This window comes from Pseudomonas sp. 13159349, assembly GCF_013305685.1.
GTDB classification, from domain to species: domain Bacteria; phylum Pseudomonadota; class Gammaproteobacteria; order Pseudomonadales; family Pseudomonadaceae; genus Aquipseudomonas; species Aquipseudomonas asiatica.
Map to the genome: position 1 here is coordinate 4,186,631 of NZ_CP045553.1, position 20,123 is coordinate 4,206,753.

The 20,123-nt window shown below is 63.6% G+C and carries 16 protein-coding genes; 2 read left to right on the plus strand and 14 right to left on the minus strand.

The genetic code is table 11. From position 1 onward, the window contains the following. Window positions 1-71 precede the first annotated feature (71 nt). Both GEV38_RS19325 and GEV38_RS19330 read left to right on the plus strand, forming a co-directional pair. Window positions 72-2,825 carry a dermonecrotic toxin domain-containing protein gene (locus tag GEV38_RS19325; protein WP_139657849.1) on the plus strand — a complete coding sequence of 918 codons (2,754 nt, stop codon included), beginning with the start codon at window positions 72-74 and terminating at the stop codon, window positions 2,823-2,825. After that, entirely contained in the window at window positions 2,822-5,686 is a 2,865-nt protein-coding gene (locus tag GEV38_RS19330) for a dermonecrotic toxin domain-containing protein (RefSeq protein WP_054573509.1), read from the plus strand. The genes GEV38_RS19325 and GEV38_RS19330 overlap by 4 nt, the downstream gene beginning before the upstream one ends. A gap of 56 nt (window positions 5,687-5,742) precedes the next feature. On the opposite strand, the gene GEV38_RS19335 is transcribed toward GEV38_RS19330, so the two are convergent. The 14 genes from GEV38_RS19335 to flhA form a co-directional block, all read right to left on the minus strand. Next, entirely contained in the window at window positions 5,743-6,138 is a 396-nt protein-coding gene (locus GEV38_RS19335; protein ID WP_015271199.1) for a DUF2802 domain-containing protein, read from the minus strand. A 1-nt stretch (window position 6,139) separates the two neighbouring features. Continuing rightward, window positions 6,140-6,619 (minus strand): chemotaxis protein CheW, encoded by a 480-nt coding sequence (locus GEV38_RS19340; RefSeq protein WP_003254393.1) that lies wholly within the window; start codon window positions 6,617-6,619, stop codon window positions 6,140-6,142. A gap of 41 nt (window positions 6,620-6,660) precedes the next feature. Further along, window positions 6,661-7,554, minus strand: coding sequence for a CheW domain-containing protein (locus GEV38_RS19345; RefSeq protein WP_015271200.1), 894 nt, complete (start codon window positions 7,552-7,554; stop codon window positions 6,661-6,663). Further along, on the minus strand, window positions 7,554-8,342 hold the full coding sequence (locus GEV38_RS19350) for a ParA family protein (RefSeq protein ID WP_013973578.1): 789 nt from the start codon (window positions 8,340-8,342) through the stop codon (window positions 7,554-7,556). Before GEV38_RS19350 ends, GEV38_RS19345 begins: the two co-directional genes overlap by 1 nt. Before the next feature lie 216 nt (window positions 8,343-8,558). Then, the gene (motD, locus tag GEV38_RS19355; RefSeq protein ID WP_013973579.1) at window positions 8,559-9,416 is read right to left on the minus strand and encodes a flagellar motor protein MotD; all 858 of its coding nucleotides are present in this window, start codon (window positions 9,414-9,416) and stop codon (window positions 8,559-8,561) included. Between the two features lie 3 nt (window positions 9,417-9,419). After that, complete coding sequence (locus tag GEV38_RS19360; RefSeq protein WP_054573508.1) at window positions 9,420-10,160, minus strand: flagellar motor protein; 741 nt, start codon at window positions 10,158-10,160, stop codon at window positions 9,420-9,422. Then, window positions 10,160-11,299 (minus strand): chemotaxis response regulator protein-glutamate methylesterase, encoded by a 1,140-nt coding sequence (locus GEV38_RS19365; RefSeq protein ID WP_054573507.1) that lies wholly within the window; start codon window positions 11,297-11,299, stop codon window positions 10,160-10,162. The genes GEV38_RS19360 and GEV38_RS19365 overlap by 1 nt, the downstream gene beginning before the upstream one ends. Before the next feature lie 46 nt (window positions 11,300-11,345). Continuing rightward, entirely contained in the window at window positions 11,346-13,586 is a 2,241-nt protein-coding gene (locus tag GEV38_RS19370) for a chemotaxis protein CheA (RefSeq protein ID WP_054573506.1), read from the minus strand. Between the two features lie 12 nt (window positions 13,587-13,598). Further along, complete coding sequence (locus GEV38_RS19375) at window positions 13,599-14,387, minus strand: protein phosphatase CheZ (protein ID WP_015271204.1); 789 nt, start codon at window positions 14,385-14,387, stop codon at window positions 13,599-13,601. A gap of 20 nt (window positions 14,388-14,407) precedes the next feature. After that, entirely contained in the window at window positions 14,408-14,782 is a 375-nt protein-coding gene (locus GEV38_RS19380; RefSeq protein WP_161551427.1) for a chemotaxis response regulator CheY, read from the minus strand. Window positions 14,783-14,885: 103 nt separating this feature from the next. Then, on the minus strand, window positions 14,886-15,626 hold the full coding sequence (gene fliA, locus GEV38_RS19385; RefSeq protein WP_003257298.1) for an RNA polymerase sigma factor FliA: 741 nt from the start codon (window positions 15,624-15,626) through the stop codon (window positions 14,886-14,888). After that, on the minus strand, window positions 15,623-16,456 hold the full coding sequence (gene fleN, locus GEV38_RS19390) for a flagellar synthesis regulator FleN (RefSeq protein ID WP_003254408.1): 834 nt from the start codon (window positions 16,454-16,456) through the stop codon (window positions 15,623-15,625). Before fleN ends, fliA begins: the two co-directional genes overlap by 4 nt. A 93-nt stretch (window positions 16,457-16,549) precedes the next feature. Then, window positions 16,550-17,857: a flagellar biosynthesis protein FlhF gene (gene flhF / locus GEV38_RS19395; RefSeq protein WP_015271206.1), complete on the minus strand. Its 1,308-nt coding sequence runs from the start codon at window positions 17,855-17,857 to the stop codon at window positions 16,550-16,552. An 11-nt stretch (window positions 17,858-17,868) separates the two neighbouring features. Then, window positions 17,869-19,998 (minus strand): flagellar biosynthesis protein FlhA, encoded by a 2,130-nt coding sequence (gene flhA / locus GEV38_RS19400; RefSeq protein ID WP_015271207.1) that lies wholly within the window; start codon window positions 19,996-19,998, stop codon window positions 17,869-17,871. Window positions 19,999-20,123: the final 125 nt, after the last annotated feature.

A 20,123-nucleotide genomic window follows, 5' to 3' on the forward strand; every position in this document is an offset into this window, starting at 1 on the left:
AAATATCTACCACCGTTTTCCCGCGCCCCTGTTTCAACCTTGCCGACCTCCTCTCAGCGCAAGGTACCCCCATGCATTCGACCCGCATCAACGTAATGGGCACGCATTACGTTATAGACCACCTTGGCCATGTGCCCCGCCCCGATCGTGAGGCCAACCGTGCCATCCGCCAATGGCTTGCGCAGCAAGGCCATGACCTGGACCCGGACCAGCTCGACGTCGTTACCCTCCACTACTGTTCGGATGGCGCAGGTGGCCAGCTGGCCGCAATCAGCCAGCGCACCAGCCTGACCCAGGCACTGCTGGGCAACTGGCAGGGCGAGTCGGCCAGTGACGTGTTCGGCAAGCTGCTGCAAGCACCATGGGCCGGTGCGTTACCCGCAGGTCCGATACGGTTGGTGGACACCCTCCCGGCCCCCGCCTTCAATCACTACGGGGCACCCTTCGAGGTATTCAACGGACTGTTCCGGCGCACTACCGCGCAACGCTACGACGCTTCCACCCATTTGCCGGTAAGCGCCGAAGCCTTCCAGCAGTTCATCAACAACCTGGACTTCCAGCAGCCTTTCAAGGCGGCGCTGGATGTCTACTGGCGTGACCATCTGCACAGTCACAGGCTGGCGCTGAAGCTCAACTTCATCGCAGCCTGCAACAGACAGGTCAGCGAGGGCAGCCTCAGCGAACCTGCACGGCAACTGGTCTGGCAAGCGGCCGGGCTGATGCCACGGCGCAACAGGCTGCGACGCAGCACGTTGAGCATCTACGGCTATGCAGCGACCGACCTGCTGTACCTAAACGACCCCGCCACCGACCTGACGGTGCTGTACGTACCTGGCAACAGCTCACCGTTGCTGACGTTCAGCAGCGAACGAGAATTGAAGGCCTGGGTCGGTGAACAATGCAAAGACCCGACCAGGCGCCAGGCCCTGAAACAGCACTTTCGCCTGGCCGATTGCCCGCAAGGCCTCGACTTCAGCGGCCTGGACACTGCCATGGAGGGGCTGGGCGCCTACCCTGAACGGCACCTGCTGCCGCCCGAACACGGCTATTTCAACGACGACGGCACCTGGCCGCCGCAGACCTATGTCAATTATCGACCAGCCAAGTACAACCCCAAAATCAAGGGCGACCTGTTCCAGGCACTGGCCGAGCGCCAGCGTCAGCGCAGCTACGACGATGCCGCGTTTCTTATCACGGCTGACAGCGAAGTCATCAAGGCCAGGTGGCGTGGCTACCTGGCCACAACGCTCAATCTGCTGGCGCCACTGTGCCTGGTAGTACCCGGCCTGGGGCCGCTGCTGGCCGTCGGCGGTATCGCCCAGCTTGGCCTGGGGCTCGACCAGGCAATCAACGGCAAGTCACTGCAGCAGCGTCAGGAAGGCATCGGCAACATCACCTGGGGCCTGTTCAACGCCTTGCCCCTGGCGGCAGGCGCTGCCGCAAGGGCCCAGGCGTTGTTCGAATTCAAGGTCGAAGGTTTCGCGCCGCCGACGCGGCTGAATGAACAGATCGGCTACCCCCTGAGCCCGCTCTCGCCACCGCGCTTCCCGGAGCCCGAGGGCGCAAGCTACTTCCATATCACCGACCCGATAGAGCCACTGGAGGACGCTGACCAGGCAGTTGCCGACGCCGTCATTCGTACACCCCAGTACGATGGTGAGCCAGACACCCTGGCAGCGAACATCGATGGCTACAACGCCAGGGTGATCTACGACATGGAGCGGGACGTATTCATTCGGGCCGAAGACCTGAACCAGGTCGACCCTGTCGGCTTCGTGGCGGTACCCGGCAGCCGGAACCTGCGCCCCGCGCCACAAGGGCGCGTGGTTACCCATGCGATGCGCAGTCGTACCCTGCGGGCGCTGGGCGTGGACCTGCCATTGCCGCTACAGGTGCCGGCCAGAGCGCCAGGCAGTTGGCCAATACCCAAGCACATCTCCTGCCTGTGGGTCGGTGACCAGATCATCGGCCCGGAGCTGCTGGCCAACTTGGGCCAGAACGCAGCGCGGTTGCAAGGTAGCGAATACAGCATGCGGTTGTTCCTTTCCAGCACTGCCCAGCAGGCCTATGCCGAAAACCTGGAGCTGCTGGCCAGTCATGCCCCGGGTTTGCAGGTGCTGCCCTTGGAAGAGCAAGCCTTCTTCAGGGCTTTCCGCCAAAGCAGGTACTACGCGCAGTACGACGCTGCCCTGGATGGCAACGGCGGCGTTGCCCGCAACTATGCATCGGCATGCGATGTGCTGCGCTACCCGATGCTGCACCACGAAGGTGGCTTGTACATGGATGTCGATGACACCTTGCTCGCGCCAGGCGAATACTCATTGATCATCGACGGCCAACCGGTAGGTGCCGCCGGTGAACCCATCGATCAGGTCGATTTGAGCACGGACGCCAATGGGCTGCTGCTGGTACCGCCCATGTCCAATGAAAAGATGAGCATGAACAGCCTCTACAACTCCAGCCTTATCGGCAGCCACCCCGGCAACCCCACCCTGGAGGCCATTTCCGAAGAGATGTACGCACGCTACCAGCTCAATCGCGACTTCTACGACAGCAAGCCCAGCCTGGCTGAAGACCCGGGGAATTTCTATGAGTATGCCAGCCGCCTGAGCTACCTCACCGGCCCTGCCCTGCTCAGCGACGTGGTCGATCGGCAACTGCCGAGCCTGCGCATCCTGCGCCAGCTCACCAATCTTTATGGGATGCCGCGCATCAATGCCTACCGGTTCGTCGATCTGCCACGCATGCGCGATTCGGTGCGTACACTCCTGCCCCTGAACCGCTTCGCCACTGTCGGTGGCAACCATTCCTGGAGCCGAACATGAACCCGCGCCAACCTGTGGTCGGCGCAGCCGGCCAAGACTACGTCAAGGCAATGCTGGGTTCCGTGCCTCGCCCTGACCGCAGTGCCAGTGCAGCCATCCGCGAATGGGCCAGCCAGCAGCGGCTGGACGTGGAACCCGACAACACGCTTGCAGTGACCTTGCATTGCAAATTTGTTCCCAAGCGGGGCTGGCTGGCCAAGATCGTCCAACAAATGAGCCTGACCGAAGCGCTGCTTGGCAACTGGCAGCAAAGCGGCTACTCCAAGGTTGCCGAGCAAACCGCGCAGCTGCTGCTAAGAGGCGGGACGGCCACCGTCGACCTGCTAGGTGTACTGCCAGAGCTTTCCCTGCCACACGGTCGAGCGCCCTGGGCCCAGGCCTTCAGCAATGGCCAGGTGACGATCGTCGATGAATTGCCAGGAAGTGGCCTGGACCACGACATCGATGTGCACACCGAATTCCATGGCCTTTTCCGCCAGACCGCACCCATGCGCTACGACGCCAGCACTTATGTGCAGTTCGACGCCACGACCTTCCAGTCCTTCATCTGGCAACTCGACTTCCAGGGCGTATTCAAACGCCAGCTCGATGACTTCTGGGCCCATGCCGCCAGCCAGTACAGCGTCAGCGCGTGCATCGCATTCCTCGCTGCCTGCAACAGGCAGGCATTGCGGGGCAACCTCAGTGAACAGGGGCGCAGCCTGGCGTGGCGGGCGGCAGGCGTGGAACGCTGGCACCACGGCGCCAACCTCAGTGACAACGGGGTAGAGGCCAGGCTGCTGAACATCAATGGCTACCCATCGAGCGACATCCTCTGCCTGAGCGATATGCGCAGCCGCCTGACCTTGCTGTACATACCGGGCAATGCGGCGCCGTTGCATGAGTTCGCCAACCCAGGCGCCATGCGTGCGTGGCTTGCCAGGCAGTGCCGCGACGCCGACAAACGGGCAGCCCTGCTTGCCCACTTCAGGGCCTGCGATATTCCGGACAGGATTGGTCGCTCGGGGTTGCGTCGGGTACTTCAGGGCATGGCCGATTTCCCGCCCCGCCAGATCATCCTGCCTGCAACCAGCGTGTATCGCCTGGCCAGGGTTTGGAACCCGCACACCCTGATCAACTACAAGGCAGACACCTCCAGCCCACGCATCGAATACAACCTGTTCGAGGCATTGACGGTGGCACAACGTCAACGCAGCCAATCCGACGCCGACTTCCTGATCACGCGCGACAGTGAAGTGACCAAGGCCGCATGGCGCAGCTATTTCTACCTGACCATGAACCTGGCCACACCGTTTCTGCTGGTGGTTCCCGGACTGCTACCCCTGGCTGCCGTGGCCGGGGTGGCCCAATTTACAGTAGGCCTGGACCAGGCGCTGCACGGCAAGGATGTGAACCAACAGCTCGAAGGCGCGGAGCAGGCCGTGTTCGGCCTGCTGAACGCAGCCCCGGGGCTGGCGCGCGGGGTCAAGGCGAGCAAGGCGCTGTTCGGCCAACGCCCCATTGGCTTCATCAAACCGGTGAGGCTCAATGGCCGCATAGGCTACCCGCTGAGCCCGGTCTCGCCGCCACGCTGGCCCGGGCCTGCGATGACACCCTATTTCCAGGACTTGGCAGTAGCGGGTGACCAAGTAGCCACCACCTTGCCCGGCGCAGACTCACACGTTGCCCGCTGCGTAACGCGGCGCAAGGCATTCGGCACAGGTGACGAACTGATCGGCGATGCGGGGAATGGCCCACACCCGCTGTACTACGACGCCCGACAGGACAGTTTCGTGCTCAAGTACCCCAACGGCACACGCGGCGCCCAGCACTATGTGGCCAGCGCCGATCCGCTGCAGCCCTCGATCAGCCGACTGCTGCCCGATACGGACCCGTTGCGGGAAATCAGCCCGGCATCGCGCTCGCGCACGCTGCGGGCACTGGGTATCGATCTGCAGCTGCCCATCGACCTCGATGCGCTGGGGACTGCACCAGGCATACCCGTCCCCAGGCAGGTATTTCACATCTGGCTGGGTGACAGGACGATCGCCGGTGATTACCTGGCCGCGCTCGACAACAACGTGCAGGCACTGCGCAACAGCGATTTCACGCTCAAACTCTACCTCTCCAACGCCAACCCTCAGGCATTCGAACGTAACATGACCCTGCTGCAGCCCCGCATCGACAGGGGATTGAAGGTTGCAGTACTGGAGCAGCAGACTTTCTATCATCAATTCGCGGCAAGTGAATACTTCGACCAGTACCAGGCTGCGCTGGAAGGAAATGGCGGTGTGGCCAGCAACTTCTCCTCGGCCTCCGATATTTTGCGCTACCGCATCCTGCATAGCGAAGGCGGCATCTACCTGGATATTGACGACCATCTGCTGGTCGGGCCGGACGCAACCGGGCAGTTACGGGCAAAGATCGACAGCGTACCGCTCACCACGCCCCTCGACGGGCTGCTGTTGAGGAGCCCGGTGTGCAATGCGCAATTGGGCATGTATACCAGCTACAACACCAGCATGATTGGCAGCCGTGCTGGCAATCCGGTGCTGAACGCCATTTCGGACGAGATCCTGGGCCGTTACCTCACCCCGGAGGGCCAGGCGTTCTACGAGGCTCCCAAACCGCCGCGGCAGCATGCGGCGGCATTCCAGGCCTATACCGAAAGGCTCAACACGCTGACCGGGCCCGCGGTGCTCAACCATGTAATCGACCAACGTCTACCTGAGCTCTACACCTTCAGGCAGGTGGCGGACCTGGCAAACATGCACACCCTGAACTACGACGCGCTGCTGGATGAAGCAGCACAACGGCGTGCAGAGCTGCGGTTGCTACCCCTGGAAGAGGTCGCAATGGCAGGGAACGCTCAGGGTTACTGACGGCCGGTCGGGCTTGCGCGGCCGCTGTGCCTGGGGCCGCACAAGACTCATGGCAATCAGTTGCCGCGATGCAGCTTGCTCATCAGTTCTGCCTCGGCCTGGGTCAGGCCGCAGCTTTCGGTCAGCTCGGCCACGCTGGCGCCCATGCCCACCAGCTTGGCCGCTTGGGTGAAGGTGACGTTGTGCGGGTCGCGCTGCTCCAGTTGCTGGATCTTGTCGGGCAGCGGCGCAACCGCCACGCGCAAGTCATGCAGCGCCTCGCCCATGCGCACGGTACCGTTCTGGTAATCGTCCAGGCGCTTGGCCAGGTCCTTGATGCGCTGGTCACGCAGCGCGTCACCCGCTGCCTGCTGCGCAGCCAGCTCGCGCTGGCGCTTGCTGTAGTTGAGGAAAAACCACAGGCTCAGCGCCCAGACCAGCGCCAGGAAGATGACAGCAACCTCTAGGATCAACTCAGATGTTCTCCAGCTCGGACCACTCTTCCTCGGTCATCATCTTGTCCAGTTCGACCAGGATCAGCAGTTCGCCGTTCTTGTTGCACACGCCCTGGATGAACTTGGCCGACTCTTCGTTACCCACGTTCGGTGCAGTCTCGATCTCGGACTGGCGCAGGTAGACCACCTCGGCCACGCTGTCGACCAGGATACCGACCACTTGCTTGTCGGCCTCGATGATGACGATACGGGTGTTGTCGGTGACTTCAGTCGGCATAAGGCCAAAGCGCTGGCGAGTGTCGATCACGGTCACCACGTTGCCGCGCAGGTTGATGATGCCCAGCACGTAGCTTGGTGCACCCGGCACCGGGGCGATCTCGGTGTAGCGCAACACTTCCTGCACCTGCATCACGTTGATGCCGTAGGACTCATTGTCCAGACGGAAGGTAACCCATTGCAGGATCGGATCTTCGGAACCTTGTGCAGACGACTTTTTCATTCCCCTACCCTCAAAATCCGCCACAGGCGGTGTGTTCGGTGTCATTTCTGTTTGGCGTGCATCTGCTTGACCGCACCACTGGCGATCAGCTCGGCCAGTGCAGCGACGTCGAGCAGCGCACACATGTGTTCAATAACCGTGCCGGCCAGCCACGGGCGCTGGCCACGCTGGCTGCGCCACTTGATCTCGGACGGGTCCAGGCGCAGCGAGCGGCTGACCTGGTGTACGGCCAGCCCCCATTCGTAGCCCTGCACGGAAATCACGTACTGCAGGCCCTGGCGAAAATCATCGCGGTAGCGATCGGGCATCACCCAGCGCGCGGTGTCCAACACCTTCAGGTTGCCGGCCTGGCAGGTCAGGATGCCGAGAAACCAATCCGGCTGGCCGAATAGTGGTGTCAGTTCCTGGCCGGCCAGGGTGTAGATCGAGCCCAGGCACACCAGCGGCACCGCCAGGGTCAGGCCCGCCACGTCGAACAGCAGGCATTCGAACGGCTCGGCGGCCCAGGCCGGGCGGCCATCGACCGTGGCCGGGGGCACGGGTACCTGCGGCGCCGGCAGGTGTACGTCCACCAGCGGCACTGCCGGCTCCACGGTCTGCTCCTCGACCAGCACCGGGATGCTGGCCTCGGCCACCACCGCCCGCTCGACCACCGTCACTACCGGTGCCTCCACCGGCATCACCTGTGGCAGCACCGCCAGCCTGGGCTCGGCGAACGGCCGTGGTGCGGGGCTGACGGTTGCTTCGGCTGACGCCGGCCTGGCTTGCTGCAAGGCATCACGCACCTGCTCTTCGCGCACCGCTTCGGCGAACTCGTCCGCCGCCGCTGGCGCCTCGAACAGGTCTTCGGCTTCGGTGGCGTCCTGCAGCAGGCCGTCGAGGTACGACTGCAGGGCCATCTGTGGCCGGGTACTGGTTTGCCGGGTCTGGGTCATCAGGCCACCTGCGCCGCAGTCTTGTAGGTCAGCAGGTGCTTGAGCAGCGCCCTGTAGGCAACCAGCCCGCGGCTCTTGCTGTCGAATTGCGAGGGCGTGACGCCCTTGCGGCTGGCATCGCGCAGGCGCGTATCCACCGGGATGTAGCCCTGCCACACATGCTGGCCGTAGGTGTCACGCAGCAGCTTGAGCGTGGCCAGCGAGGCCTGGGTGCGGCGGTCGAACAAGGTCGGCACGATCTGGTACGGCAGCGCCTGCTTGCGCGAGCGGTTGACCATGGCCAGGGTCCCGACCATGCGCTCCAGGCCCTTTACCGCGAGAAATTCGGTTTGCACCGGAATCACCAGCTGCTGGCTGGCTGCCAGGGCATTGACCATCAGCACACCGAGCAAGGGTGGGCTGTCGATCAGGGCATAGTCGAAATCCTGCCACAGCTGCGCCAGACTCTTGGCGATCACCAGGCCCAGGCCGTTCTGCCCCGGTGACTGGCGCTCCAGCACCGCCAGCGCGGTACTCGACGGCAACAGCGAGATGCGTTCGTCACTGGTGGGCAGCAGCAGTTGCCCGGGCAGGCCCTCGGGCACCGCGCCCTTGTGCAGGAACAGGTCGTAGCAGCTGTGCTCCAGGGCATCGGGGTTGTGCCCGAAATAGCTGGTCATCGAGCCGTGCGGGTCGAGGTCGACGACGACCACGCGCTTGCCGGCCTCGGCCAGCAGGCCGGCCAGGGCGATGGTAGTGGTGGTCTTGCCGACGCCACCTTTTTGATTGGCTACTGCCCAGACTCTCATCAAGCAAACTCTATCTATTGATTTGGCAGGGACACTGCTGGGGCAACTGTCTTGCTCAACATCGGAAAGCTGGCGCGATCAGTGTGGGAGCGGGTTTACCCGCGAACACCGGCGCAGCCGGTGCCATGCACCGTGTCACCTTCTTCGCGGGTGAACCCGCTCCCACAGAGGACCGCGCTACATTCAACTACTTGGCAGCGTCGGGGAATTGACGAATCACTGCCCCGCCACCGTTGCTGGCGTTGCCGGTGCACTTTGTGTGCCAGCCCGGCGCAATGCAGCATCCGGCGTGGCATTGGCACTGCCCGAGCCAGTCAGGCTGCGGCGTACTTCGAGGTTGCGCGAAATCACCAGCACCACGCGGCGATTGCGCGCACGGCCTTCGGCAGTGTCGTTGCTGGCAACCGGCTGGTACTCGCCATAGCCGACCGAGGCCATGCGTGCCGGGTTGACCCCTTCCATGGCCAGCAGGCGCACGATGCTTGCCGCCCGAGCCGAAGACAGCTCCCAGTTGGTCGGGTACTGCGCAGTGCGGATTGGCAGGTTGTCGGTAAAGCCTTCGACGTGCACCGGGTTGGCGAACGGTTTGAGAATGCCGGCCACCTTCTCGATGATCGCAAACGCCTTGTCGCTGGGCATGGCATCGCCACTGCCGAACAGCAACGAGGAATTGAGCTCGATCTCGATCCACAGTTCATTGCCGCGCACAGTCATCTGGTCGCTCTTGATCAGGTCGCCAAAGGCATCGCGCACGTCATCGCTGATGGTTTTCAGCGGGTCGATACTGGTCGCCCCAAGGCCCGCATCGGTCTGCTCGCTGTCCTTCACCAACGGCTCGGCCGGACGCACGCTCAGCGGCCGCTCCTCACCGATGGGGATCGGCTTCATGCTGCGCTCGGGGTCGTTGAACACCCCGAGCAAGGCCTGGGAAATGACCTTGTACTTGCCCTCGTTGATCGAGGAAATCGAGTACATCACCACGAAAAAGGCGAACAGCAGGGTAATGAAGTCGGCGTACGACACCAGCCAGCGTTCGTGGTTTTCGTGCTCCTCGGTATGACGACGGCGACGCATGGGTTACTCCATGAAGCCTTGCAGCTTCAGCTCGATCGAGCGCGGGTTCTCACCCTCGGCAATCGACAGCAGGCCCTCTAGCAGCATCTCGCGGTAGCGCGACTGGCGCATGACGATGGCCTTGAGCTTGTTGGCGACCGGCAGCAGCACCAGGTTGGCGCTGGCCACCCCGTAGATGGTCGCGACGAAGGCCACGGCAATGCCGTTGCCCAACTGCGACGGGTCGGCCAGGTTGCCCATCACGTGAATCAGGCCCATCACCGCACCGATGATGCCGATGGTCGGCGCGTAGCCGCCCATGCTCTCGAACACCTTGGCGGCCTGGATATCACGGCTTTCCTGGGTCAGGAAGTCGACTTCGAGGATGCTGCGGATGGCCTCCGGCTCGGCACCATCCACCAGCAGTTGCAGGCCCTTGCGCGCATAAGGGTCTGGCTCGCTGTCGGCCACCCCTTCCAGGCCCAGCAGGCCTTCCTTGCGCGCGGTCAGGCTCCAGTTGACGACGCGGTCTACCCCGCCCGCCAGGTCGACCCGTGGCGGAAACAGGATCCAGCGCAAAATCTGCAAGGCACGCTTGAACGACGACAGCGGCGACTGCAGCAAGGCCGCCGCCAGGGTGCCGCCCAGCACGATCAGTGCCGCCGGGCCATTGACCAGGGCGCCGACATGGCCGCCTTCGAGGAAGTTGCCACCGACGATGGCGACAAACGCGAGGATCAGGCCGATCAGGCTGAGCACGTCCATCAGACGCACGCCTCCACCAGGTGCTTGCCGATTTCGTCCAGGCTGTACACCGCGTCGGCCAGGTTGGCCTTGACGATAGCCATGGGCATGCCATAGATCACGCAGCTGGCTTCATCCTGGGCCCAGACCGTGCTGCCGCCCTGCTTGAGCAGGCGCGCCCCTTCACGACCATCGGCGCCCATGCCGGTAAGCACCACCGACAGCACCTTGTCGCCATACGACTTGGCCGCCGAGCCGAAGGTGATGTCCACGCACGGCTTGTAGTTCAGGCGCTCGTCACCGGGCAGGATCTTCACTGTGCCACGGCCGTCGATCATCATCTGCTTGCCACCTGGGGCCAGCAGGGCCAGGCCCGGGCGCAGCATGTCGCCGTCCTCGGCTTCCTTGACGCTGATGCGGCACAGCTTGTCCAGGCGCTCGGCAAAGGCCTTGGTGAATGCCGCCGGCATGTGCTGGATCAGTACGATCGGCGCCGGGAAGTTGGCCGGCAGCTGGGTCAGCACCCGCTGCAGGGCGACCGGGCCGCCCGTGGAGGTACCGATGGCCACCAGTTTGTATGGCTTGCGCTTGGGTGCCGGCGAATGCGCTGGCGCCGCTGCCGGGGCCGCTGCACGGGCAGGCGCAGGCGTGCGCACCGCTGCCGGGCTGGCGAAACTGCTGGCAGCAGCGTGACCGCTGCCTGCCGGCGCGGGTACGGGTGCGGCAACCGGCGCATGGCTGGCGTAGCTGCCAAAACGGCGGTTGCTGCGGGAAATGGTATGCACCTTCTCGCACAGCAGTTGCTTGACCTTGTCGGGGTTGCGCGAGATGTCCTCGAAGTTCTTCGGCAGGTAATCCACCGCACCGGCATCCAGCGCATCGAGGGTGACACGGGCGCCTTCATGGGTCAGCGACGAGAACATCAACACCGGCGTCGGGCAGCGCTGCATGATGTGCCGCACCGCGGTGATGCCGTCCATCATGGGCATTTCGTAGTCCATGGTGATGACATCGGGCTTCAGCGCCAGCGCCTGGTCGATTGCTTCCTTGCCGTTGGTCGCGGTACCCACTACCTGGATCGTCGGATCCGCCGAGAGGATTTCCGAGACGCGGCGGCGGAAGAAACCGGAATCATCCACCACCAGGACCTTGACTGCCATAAACACTCCATTAGGCGGCGCAACCCGCCAGGGTGCGCCACCGAAATCAAATACGCCGCGCGGCGTAACGCTTGAGCATGCTCGGGACGTCGAGAATCAACGCGATGCGACCGTCGCCGGTGATGGTGGCCCCGGACATGCCCGGGGTGCCCTGCAGCATCTTGCCCAGCGGCTTGATTACCACTTCTTCCTGGCCAACCAGTTGATCGACGACAAAGCCGATGCGCTGGGTGCCGACCGACAGGATCACCACGTGGCCCTCGTGCTGCTCTTCGTGCACCTGGCCCTGGACCAGCCAGCGCTTGAGGTAGAACAACGGCAGCGCCTTGTCGCGTACGATCACCACTTCCTGGCCGTCGACCACGTTGGTGCGCGACAGGTCGAGGTGGAAGATCTCGTTGACGTTGACCAGCGGGAAGGCAAACGCCTGGTTGCCCAGCATCACCATCAAGGTGGGCATGATCGCCAGGGTCAGCGGCACCTTGATGACGATCTTCGAACCCTGGCCCTTGGCCGAGAAGATGTTGATCGAGCCGTTGAGCTGGGAGATCTTGGTCTTCACCACGTCCATGCCCACACCGCGGCCGGACACGTCGGAAATCTCGGTCTTGGTCGAGAAGCCTGGGGCGAAGATCAGGTTGTAGCAGTCCGACTCGCTCAGGCGATCGGCGGCATCCTTGTCCATCAGGCCCTTTTCCACGGCCTTGGCGCGCAGGATGTTGGGGTCCATGCCCTTGCCGTCGTCGGAGATCGACAGCAGGATGTGGTCGCCTTCCTGCTCGGCCGACAGCACCACGCGGCCGGTACGCGCCTTGCCGGAGGCTTCACGCTCCTCGGGCATCTCCACGCCATGGTCGACGGCGTTGCGCACCAGGTGCACCAACGGGTCGGCCAGGGCCTCGACCAGGTTCTTGTCGAGGTCGGTCTCTTCGCCGACCAGCTCCAGGTTGATTTCTTTCTTGAGCTGGCGGGCCAGGTCACGCACCAGGCGCGGGAAGCGGCCGAAGACTTTCTTGATCGGCTGCATGCGGGTTTTCATCACCGCGGTCTGCAGGTCGGCGGTAACCACGTCGAGGTTGGACACGGCCTTGGACATGGCCTCGTCACCGCTGTTAAGGCCCAGGCGCACCAGACGGTTACGCACCAGCACCAGCTCGCCGACCATGTTCATGATCTCGTCCAGGCGCGCGGTATCGACCCGCACGGTGGTTTCCGCTTCGCTGGCGCCATGCTTGTCGGCGGCCGGGGCCGGGGCGCGGGGTGCTGCGGCAGGTTTGCTGGCAGGCGCCGGCGCCGGTGCCGGAGTAGTAGCTGCTGCTGGCTTGGCCACAGGCTGGCTGTCGGCCTTGGCCGCAGCTGGCGCTTGCACCTTGGTTGCAGCCGGGGCTTCGACGGCGGCCACGTCGCCGCCGAACTTGCCTTTGCCGTGCAACTGGTCCAGCAGCGCCTCGAACTCGTGCTCGCTGATTTCATCGCTGGCTGCACTGGTGTCAGTTGCAGCAGGCGCCAGCGCCTTGGCAGCGGGCAAGGCATCGGCCTGGAAGGTGCCCTTGCCATGCAACTGGTCCAGCAGCGATTCGAATTCGGCGTCGGTAATTTCGTCGCTGGCCGGTTCCGGCGCGCCGGCAACCGGCTGCGCGGCAACTTCGGCGCTGAACTGGCCTTTGCCGTGCAACTGGTCGAGCAGCGACTCGAACTCGGCGTCGGTGATTTCGTCACCTTCACCGCTCACGGTCTCGCCCTGCATCTGCTCGTCGGCCGCAGCTTGCGCCTTGACCGCATCGAGCGAATCGAGCAGCTGTTCGAACTCGCTGTCGGTGATGTCCTGCTCCTCGGCAGGCGCTTCGGCAACCGGTGCCGGTGCCGCGGCGGCAGGCGCTTCAACGGCCACGGCGCCCCCCGGCTCGGCCAGGCGCGACAGCGCCGCCAAAAGCTCGGGGGTAGCCGGGGTCACTTCGGCGCGCTCGCGCACCTGGCCAAACATGCTGTTGACCGTGTCCAGTGCCTCGAGCACCACATCCATCAGTTCCGCGTCGACCCGGCGCTCACCTTTGCGCAGGACGTCGAACACGTTCTCGGCGATATGGCAGCACTCCACCAGCTCGTTCAGCTGAAGGAAGCCGGCGCCCCCTTTTACAGTGTGGAAACCGCGAAAGATCGCATTGAGCAGGTCGGCATCGTCGGGCCGGCTTTCCAGCTCGACCAGTTGCTCGGACAGTTGCTCAAGAATTTCGCCGGCTTCTACCAGGAAATCCTGGAGGATTTCTTCATCGGCGCCGAAGCTCATCAAACGTGCTCCTTAAAAACCCAGGCTGGACAGCAGATCATCGACATCGTCCTGACCGGACACGACGTCTTCACGCTTATCGGCATGAATCTGCGGACCTTCACCCCGAGTCGGATGTTTTTCTCGATCTTTTTCTGCACGCAGTTGATCGTGGTCATGCTGGATGCCCGCAAAGCGGTCGACCTGGCTGGCCATCAGCACCAGTTTGAGCAGGTTGCTTTCCACCTCGGTGACCAACGTGGTGACGCGCTTGATCACCTGGCCGGTCAGGTCCTGATAGTCCTGGGCCAGCAGAATGTCGTTGAGGTGGCCGGCGACCTTGCGGTTACCTTCGGCGCTGTGCGTCAGGAAACTGTCGACGCGCTTGACCAGGTCACGGAACTCCGGCGCAGCCACTTCGCGGCGCATGAAACGCTGCCAGTCGGTGCTCAGTGCCTGGGCCTCGCTGGCCAGGTCGTTGAGCACCGGGGTGCTTTCCTCGACCAGGTCCATGGTGCGATTGGCCGCGCCCTCGGTGAGCCTGACGACGTACGACAGGCGCTCGGTGGCGTCGGTTATCTGCGACACCTCCTCGGCCTGCGGCATGGTCGGGTCGATCTGGAAACTGACAATGGCACTGTGCAGCTCGCGGGTCAGCTTGCCGACTTCCTGGTACAGGCCGCGGTCGCGGGTCTGGTTTAGCTCGTGAATCAGCTGCACCGCCTCGCCGAAACGGCCCCGCTCCAGGCTTTCGACCAGCTCCTGGGCATGCTTCTTCAGGGTCGATTCGAACTCGCCCAAAGACGTTTGTGATGAATCCATGGCGCGCCCCCTGACGTGACTCAGCCGTTGACGCGTTCGAAGATCTTCTCGATCTTTTCTTTGAGCACCTGGGCGGTGAACGGCTTGACCACGTAGCCATTGACGCCGGCCTGGGCCGCTTCGATGATCTGGTCGCGCTTGGCTTCGGCGGTCACCATCAGCACCGGCATGGTTTTCAGGCGATCGTGGGCACGCACCTTGCGCAGCAGGTCGATGCCGGACATGCCAGGCATGTTCCAGTCGGTCACCAGGAAGTCGTAGTGGCCGTTCTCCAGCATCGGCAGCGCCGTGGTGCCGTCATCGGCTTCTTCGGTGTTGGTGAAGCCCAGGTCACGCAACAGGTTCTTGATGATCCGCCGCATCGTCGAAAAGTCGTCAACGATGAGGATTTTCATGTCTTTGTTCAAGTAGACCTCCAAGCAGTCTCAAACGCGCTCGGCCCCGAGCGCGCATTCACAATTCGGTACAACGTAGAAAACGACTGCAACGACAGCGGGCTCAACGCGCCCGCCATTCCCCCAGGCGGCTGCGCAGGCGCGCGGCACACTGGCTGTGCAACTGGCTGACCCGCGACTCGCTGACCCCCAGCACCTCACCGATTTCCTTGAGGTTCAGCTCTTCGTCGTAGTACAGCGCCAGCACCAGGCGCTCACGCTCCGGCAGGTTGGAGATGGCCTCGGTCAGGGCGGCCTGGAAGCGCTCGTCCTCCAGGCCGCGCGCAGGTTCTACCTGGCCACTGGCGCCATCCTCATGCAGCCCTTCGTGCTCGCCGTCCTGCAACAGGTCGTCGAAGCTGAACAGGCGGCTGCCCAGGGTATCGTTCAAGATCCCGTAGTAATCATCGAGACTCAATTGGAGTTCGGCAGCAACTTCATGATCTTTAGCGTCACGGCCGGTTCTGGCTTCAACCGCACGCATCGCGTCGCTGACCATGCGGGTGTTGCGGTGCACCGAACGCGGTGCCCAGTCGCCCTTGCGCACTTCGTCCAGCATGGCCCCGCGGATGCGGATGCCGGCGTAGGTTTCAAAGCTGGCGCCCTTGCTGGCGTCGTACTTGTTGGCCACTTCCAGCAGGCCGATCATGCCGGCCTGGATCAGGTCCTCGACCTGCACGTTGGCCGGCAGCCGCGCCAGCAGGTGGTAGGCGATGCGCTTGACCAGCGGGGCGTAGCGTTCGATCAGCTCGTACTGGGCGTCTTTCGACGCTCGGCTGTACATCTTGAAACCGCTGGCGTTCATAGCACTGGACCCGCGCTGGTGGGTTGCACCAGACGCTCGACAAAGAACTCCAGATGGCCACGCGGGTTGGCCGGCAGCGGCCAGCTGTCGACCTTCTGGGCTATCGCCTTGAAGGCCAGCGCGCATTTGGAGCGTGGGAAGGCTTCGTACACGGCACGCTGCTTCTGCACCGCCTTGCGCACACACTCGTCATACGGCACAGCGCCCACATACTGCAGGGCAACGTCGAGGAAACGGTCGGTGACCTTGGTCAGCTTGGCGAACAGGTTACGGCCTTCCTGCGGGCTCTGCGCCATGTTGGCCAGCACGCGGAAACGGTTCATGCCGTAGTCGCGATTGAGCAGCTTGATCAGGGCGTAGGCATCGGTGATCGAGGTGGGTTCATCGCATACCACCAGCAGCACTTCCTGGGCGGCGCGGACGAAGCTGACCACCGAATCACCGATACCGGCCGCAGTGTCGATCACCAGCACGTCGAGGTTGTCGCCGATTTCGCTGAACGCCTGGATCAGCCCGGCATGCTGGGCCGGGGCCAGGTGCACCATGCTCTGCGTGCCCGAGGCAGCCGGCACGATGCGCACACCACCGGGGCCCTGCAACATCACGTCGCGCAGCTCGCAGCGCCCTTCGATGACATCGGCCAGGGTCCGCTTGGGGGTAAGGCCCAGCAGCACGTCGACATTGGCCAGGCCCAGGTCGGCGTCGAGCAGCATGACCCTGCGGCCAAGCTCGGCCAGCGCCAGGGACAGGTTCACTGAAACGTTAGTCTTGCCGACGCCACCTTTGCCACCGGTCACGGCGATCACCTGTACGGGATGCATGCTACCCATGTCTGTTCTTTACCTTGTCTCGCTGGGACTCAGGCCACACGTAGGGCAATTCTGCGTACCCCTTGGCATAGCTACCTTGCACACATTTCATCATCAACCCGCTCGCCGTGGGTTGTGATAGAGATCAGCGAACATATCGGCCATGGCCTCTTCGCTGGGCTCGTCCTGCTGCTGCACATTGACCGCGCGGGAGACCAACTGGTGCCCCCGAGGCAGGTGCAGGTCGTCAGGAATGCGCGGCCCGTCGGTCAGGTAGGCCACTGGCAGTTCATGACTGATGGCAAGGCTCAGCACATCGCCAAGGCTCGCCGTTTCATCGAGTTTGGTCAGGATGCAACCGGCCAGGCCGCAGCGCTTGTAGCTGTGGTAGGCGGCGGTCAGCACCTGCTTCTGGCTGGTGGTGGCCAGCACCAGGTAGTTCTTCGCGGCAATGCCACGCCCGGCCAGGGTATCCAGTTGCATGCGCAGGGCCGGGTCGCTGGCCTGCAGGCCGGCGGTATCGATCAGCACCACGCGCTTGCGCAGCAGCGGCTCCAGCGCCGCAGCAAGCGACTGGCCCGGGTCGACGTAGGTCACCGGCACGTTGAGGATGCGGCCCAGGGTCTTGAGCTGCTCCTGGGCGCCAATGCGGAAGCTGTCCATGCTCACCAGCGCCAGGTTCTGCGCGCCGTACTTGAGCACGTAGCGGGCGGCCAGCTTGGCCAGGGTGGTGGTCTTGCCCATGCCGGCCGGGCCGACCATGGCAATCACCCCACCCTCTTCGATCGGCTCGACCTCGGGGATTTCGATCATCCGCGCCAGATGCGCAAGCAACATGCGCCAGGCCTGGCGTGGCTCGTCGATCTCGGCAGTCAGGTCCAGCAGCTCACGGGCGATCGGCCCGGACAGGCCGATACGCTGCAGCCGGCGCCAGACGGTGGCCTGCTGCGGCTTGCTGCCTTGCAGCTGGTTCCAGGCCAGCGAGCCGAGCTGCACTTCCAGCAGCTCGCGCAGGCCCGACAGCTCGGAGCGCATGGCATCGAACAGGCGCGGGTCGACCGGCGCCGACGCAGGCGCTGCAGCAGCCTCGGGAACATCGACATGCGGTTCGATCAACGGCTCGGCGGCGGTCAGCGACTGCCCGGCGAACAATTGGCGGTTGTTGTCGCTGCTATCCTGGCGGTGGCCCAGCTCGGCCTGGGCAGTGGCGATGCGCGTATGGGTCTTGCGCAGCTCTTCTTCCAGTTCGGCGTTGGGCACACGGGGGGCCAGGGCGGACAGCTTGTAGTCCAGCGCGGCCGTCAGCTCGACACCGCCGGCGATGCGACGGTTGCCGATGATGGCGGCATCGGCGCCCAGCTCATCACGGACCAGTTTCATGGCCTGACGCATATCGGCGGCGAAAAATCGCTTAACTTGCATTATCCCCTACCTCAGCCGTTAGGGCCCACGGTGGCAATGATGGTGACTTGCTTGTTGTCCGGTATTTCCTGATACGCCAGAACATGCAAATTCGGTACAGCCAGGCGGCCGAAACGCGACAGCATGGCGCGGATCGGGCCGGCGACCAGGAGGATGGCCGGCTGGCCCTGCATTTCCTGGCGCTGGGCCGCCTCGATCAGCGAACGCTGCAGCTTCTCGGCCATGCTCGGCTCCAGAAGAACACCGTCTTCCTGACCTTGCCCGGCCCTTTGCAGACTATTGAGCAAAATCTGTTCCAACCTTGGCTCCAGGGTAATCACTGGCAGCTCCGACTCAACGCCGACAATGCTTTGCACGATGGCGCGACACAATCCGACGCGCACCGCCGCCACCAGCGCGGCGGTATCTTGACTCTTGCCGGCGTTGTTCGCGATCGCCTCGGCGATACTGCGGATATCGCGTACGGGTACCTGTTCCGATAACAGCGCCTGCAGCACCTTGAGCAGGCCCGACAACGAAATGACACCCGGCACCAACTCTTCTGCAAGTTTAGGCGATGCCTTGGCCAACACCTGCAGCAGTTGCTGGACCTCTTCATGGCCGATCAGCTCGTGGCAGTGCTTCTGCAGAATCTGGTTCAGGTGGGTGGCCACCACGGTACTGGCGTCGACCACTGTGTAGCCCAGCGACTGCGCCTGGGAGCGCTGGCCGACATCGATCCACACAGCTTCAAGGCCAAACGCCGGGTCACGCGCGGCAATGCCGTTGAGGGTACCGAACACCTGCCCCGGGTTGATTGCCAATTCGCGATCCGGGTAGATCTCGGCTTCGGCCAGGATCACCCCCATCAGGGTCAGGCGATAGGCGCTGGGCTGCAGGTCAAGGTTGTCGCGGATGTGCACGGTGGGCATGAGGAAGCCCAGGTCTTGCGACAGCTTCTTGCGCACACCCTTGATCCGCGCCAGCAACTGGCCACCCTGGTTGCGATCGACCAGCGGGATCAGCCGGTAGCCGACCTCCAGGCCAATCATGTCGATCGGCGTGACGTCGTCCCAGCCCAGCTCCTTGGTTTCCAGCGCGCGTTGTGGCGATGGCAGCAGGTCCTGCTGGCGCTGCGCTTCCTGCAGCGCCTGCGCTTTGGCCTTCTGCTGTTTCTTCCACACCAGATACGCGCCACCCCCGGCCAGCAGGCCAAGGCTGAGGAAGGCCACGTGCGGCATGCCCGGCACCAGGCCCATGACGATCATCAGCGCGCCGGACACCGCCAGGGCCTTGGGCGAATCGAACATCTGCCGGTTGATCAGCTTGCCCATGTCCTCGGAGCCCGAGGCGCGGGTAACCATGATCGCGGCAGCGGTCGACAGCAGCAGTGATGGCAATTGCGCCACCAAACCGTCACCGATGGTCAGCAAGGCGTACACCTTGCCGGCATCGCCAAAGCTCATGCCGTGCTGCAGCATGCCGATCAGCATGCCGCCGATCAGGTTGATGAACAGGATCAGCAGGCCGGCGATGGCGTCACCGCGAACGAACTTGCTGGCACCGTCCATCGAACCGTAGAACTCCGCCTCCTGCGCCACTTCGGCACGACGGTGCTTGGCCTGGGCCTGGTCGATCAGGCCGGCGTTGAGGTCGGCGTCGATGGCCATCTGCTTGCCGGGCATGGCGTCGAGGGTGAAACGCGCGCTCACTTCCGAGATACGCCCGGCACCCTTGGTCACCACCACGAAGTTGATGATCATGAGGATGGCGAACACCACGGCACCGACCACGTAGTTACCGCCGATCACCACCTCGCCGAAGGCCTGGATCACCTTGCCGGCGGCGCCGTGCCCCTCCTGGCCATGCAGCATCACAACCCGGGTGGAGGCCACGTTCAGGGCCAGGCGCAACAGTGTGGCCACCAGCAGGATGGTGGGGAACGCGGCGAAGTCGAGCGGGCGCAGGGCGTAGACGCAGACCAGCAGGACCACGATCGACAGGGCGATGTTGAAAGTGAAGAACACATCGAGCAGGAACGGCGGTATCGGCAACATCATCATTGCCAACATCACCAGCAGCAACAGCGGCACACCCAGGTTGCCCCGACCGAGCCCGGCCAGGTTGTTACGGGCGTTGCTGATTAACTGAGTGCGATCCACCGCGAGTCCTCTTGATGCAAAACTTTGACGCACAGGGGGCGCCTGGCGCTGGCATTGCAAGAAGCTTTCCAACTTTGCTCGATGGTGTTCACCCTGAGGGTTTTATCGCCTGCGAGATCGAGCGC

What these genes read in the sequence shown, in the direction of transcription:
- GEV38_RS19325 (WP_139657849.1), top strand. Translation starts at nt 72, where the DNA reads ATGCATTCGACCCGCATCAACGTAATGGGCACGCATTACGTTATAGAC.
- GEV38_RS19330 (WP_054573509.1), top strand. Translation starts at nt 2,822, where the DNA reads ATGAACCCGCGCCAACCTGTGGTCGGCGCAGCCGGCCAAGACTACGTC.
- GEV38_RS19340 (WP_003254393.1), bottom strand. Translation starts at nt 6,619, where the DNA reads ATGAAAAAGTCGTCTGCACAAGGTTCCGAAGATCCGATCCTGCAATGG.
- GEV38_RS19345 (WP_015271200.1), bottom strand. Translation starts at nt 7,554, where the DNA reads ATGACCCAGACCCGGCAAACCAGTACCCGGCCACAGATGGCCCTGCAG.
- GEV38_RS19350 (WP_013973578.1), bottom strand. Translation starts at nt 8,342, where the DNA reads ATGAGAGTCTGGGCAGTAGCCAATCAAAAAGGTGGCGTCGGCAAGACC.
- motD (WP_013973579.1), bottom strand. Translation starts at nt 9,416, where the DNA reads ATGCGTCGCCGTCGTCATACCGAGGAGCACGAAAACCACGAACGCTGG.
- GEV38_RS19360 (WP_054573508.1), bottom strand. Translation starts at nt 10,160, where the DNA reads ATGGACGTGCTCAGCCTGATCGGCCTGATCCTCGCGTTTGTCGCCATC.
- GEV38_RS19365 (WP_054573507.1), bottom strand. Translation starts at nt 11,299, where the DNA reads ATGGCAGTCAAGGTCCTGGTGGTGGATGATTCCGGTTTCTTCCGCCGC.
- GEV38_RS19370 (WP_054573506.1), bottom strand. Translation starts at nt 13,586, where the DNA reads ATGAGCTTCGGCGCCGATGAAGAAATCCTCCAGGATTTCCTGGTAGAA.
- GEV38_RS19375 (WP_015271204.1), bottom strand. Translation starts at nt 14,387, where the DNA reads ATGGATTCATCACAAACGTCTTTGGGCGAGTTCGAATCGACCCTGAAG.
- GEV38_RS19380 (WP_161551427.1), bottom strand. Translation starts at nt 14,782, where the DNA reads ATGAAAATCCTCATCGTTGACGACTTTTCGACGATGCGGCGGATCATC.
- fliA (WP_003257298.1), bottom strand. Translation starts at nt 15,626, where the DNA reads ATGAACGCCAGCGGTTTCAAGATGTACAGCCGAGCGTCGAAAGACGCC.
- fleN (WP_003254408.1), bottom strand. Translation starts at nt 16,456, where the DNA reads ATGGGTAGCATGCATCCCGTACAGGTGATCGCCGTGACCGGTGGCAAA.
- flhF (WP_015271206.1), bottom strand. Translation starts at nt 17,857, where the DNA reads ATGCAAGTTAAGCGATTTTTCGCCGCCGATATGCGTCAGGCCATGAAA.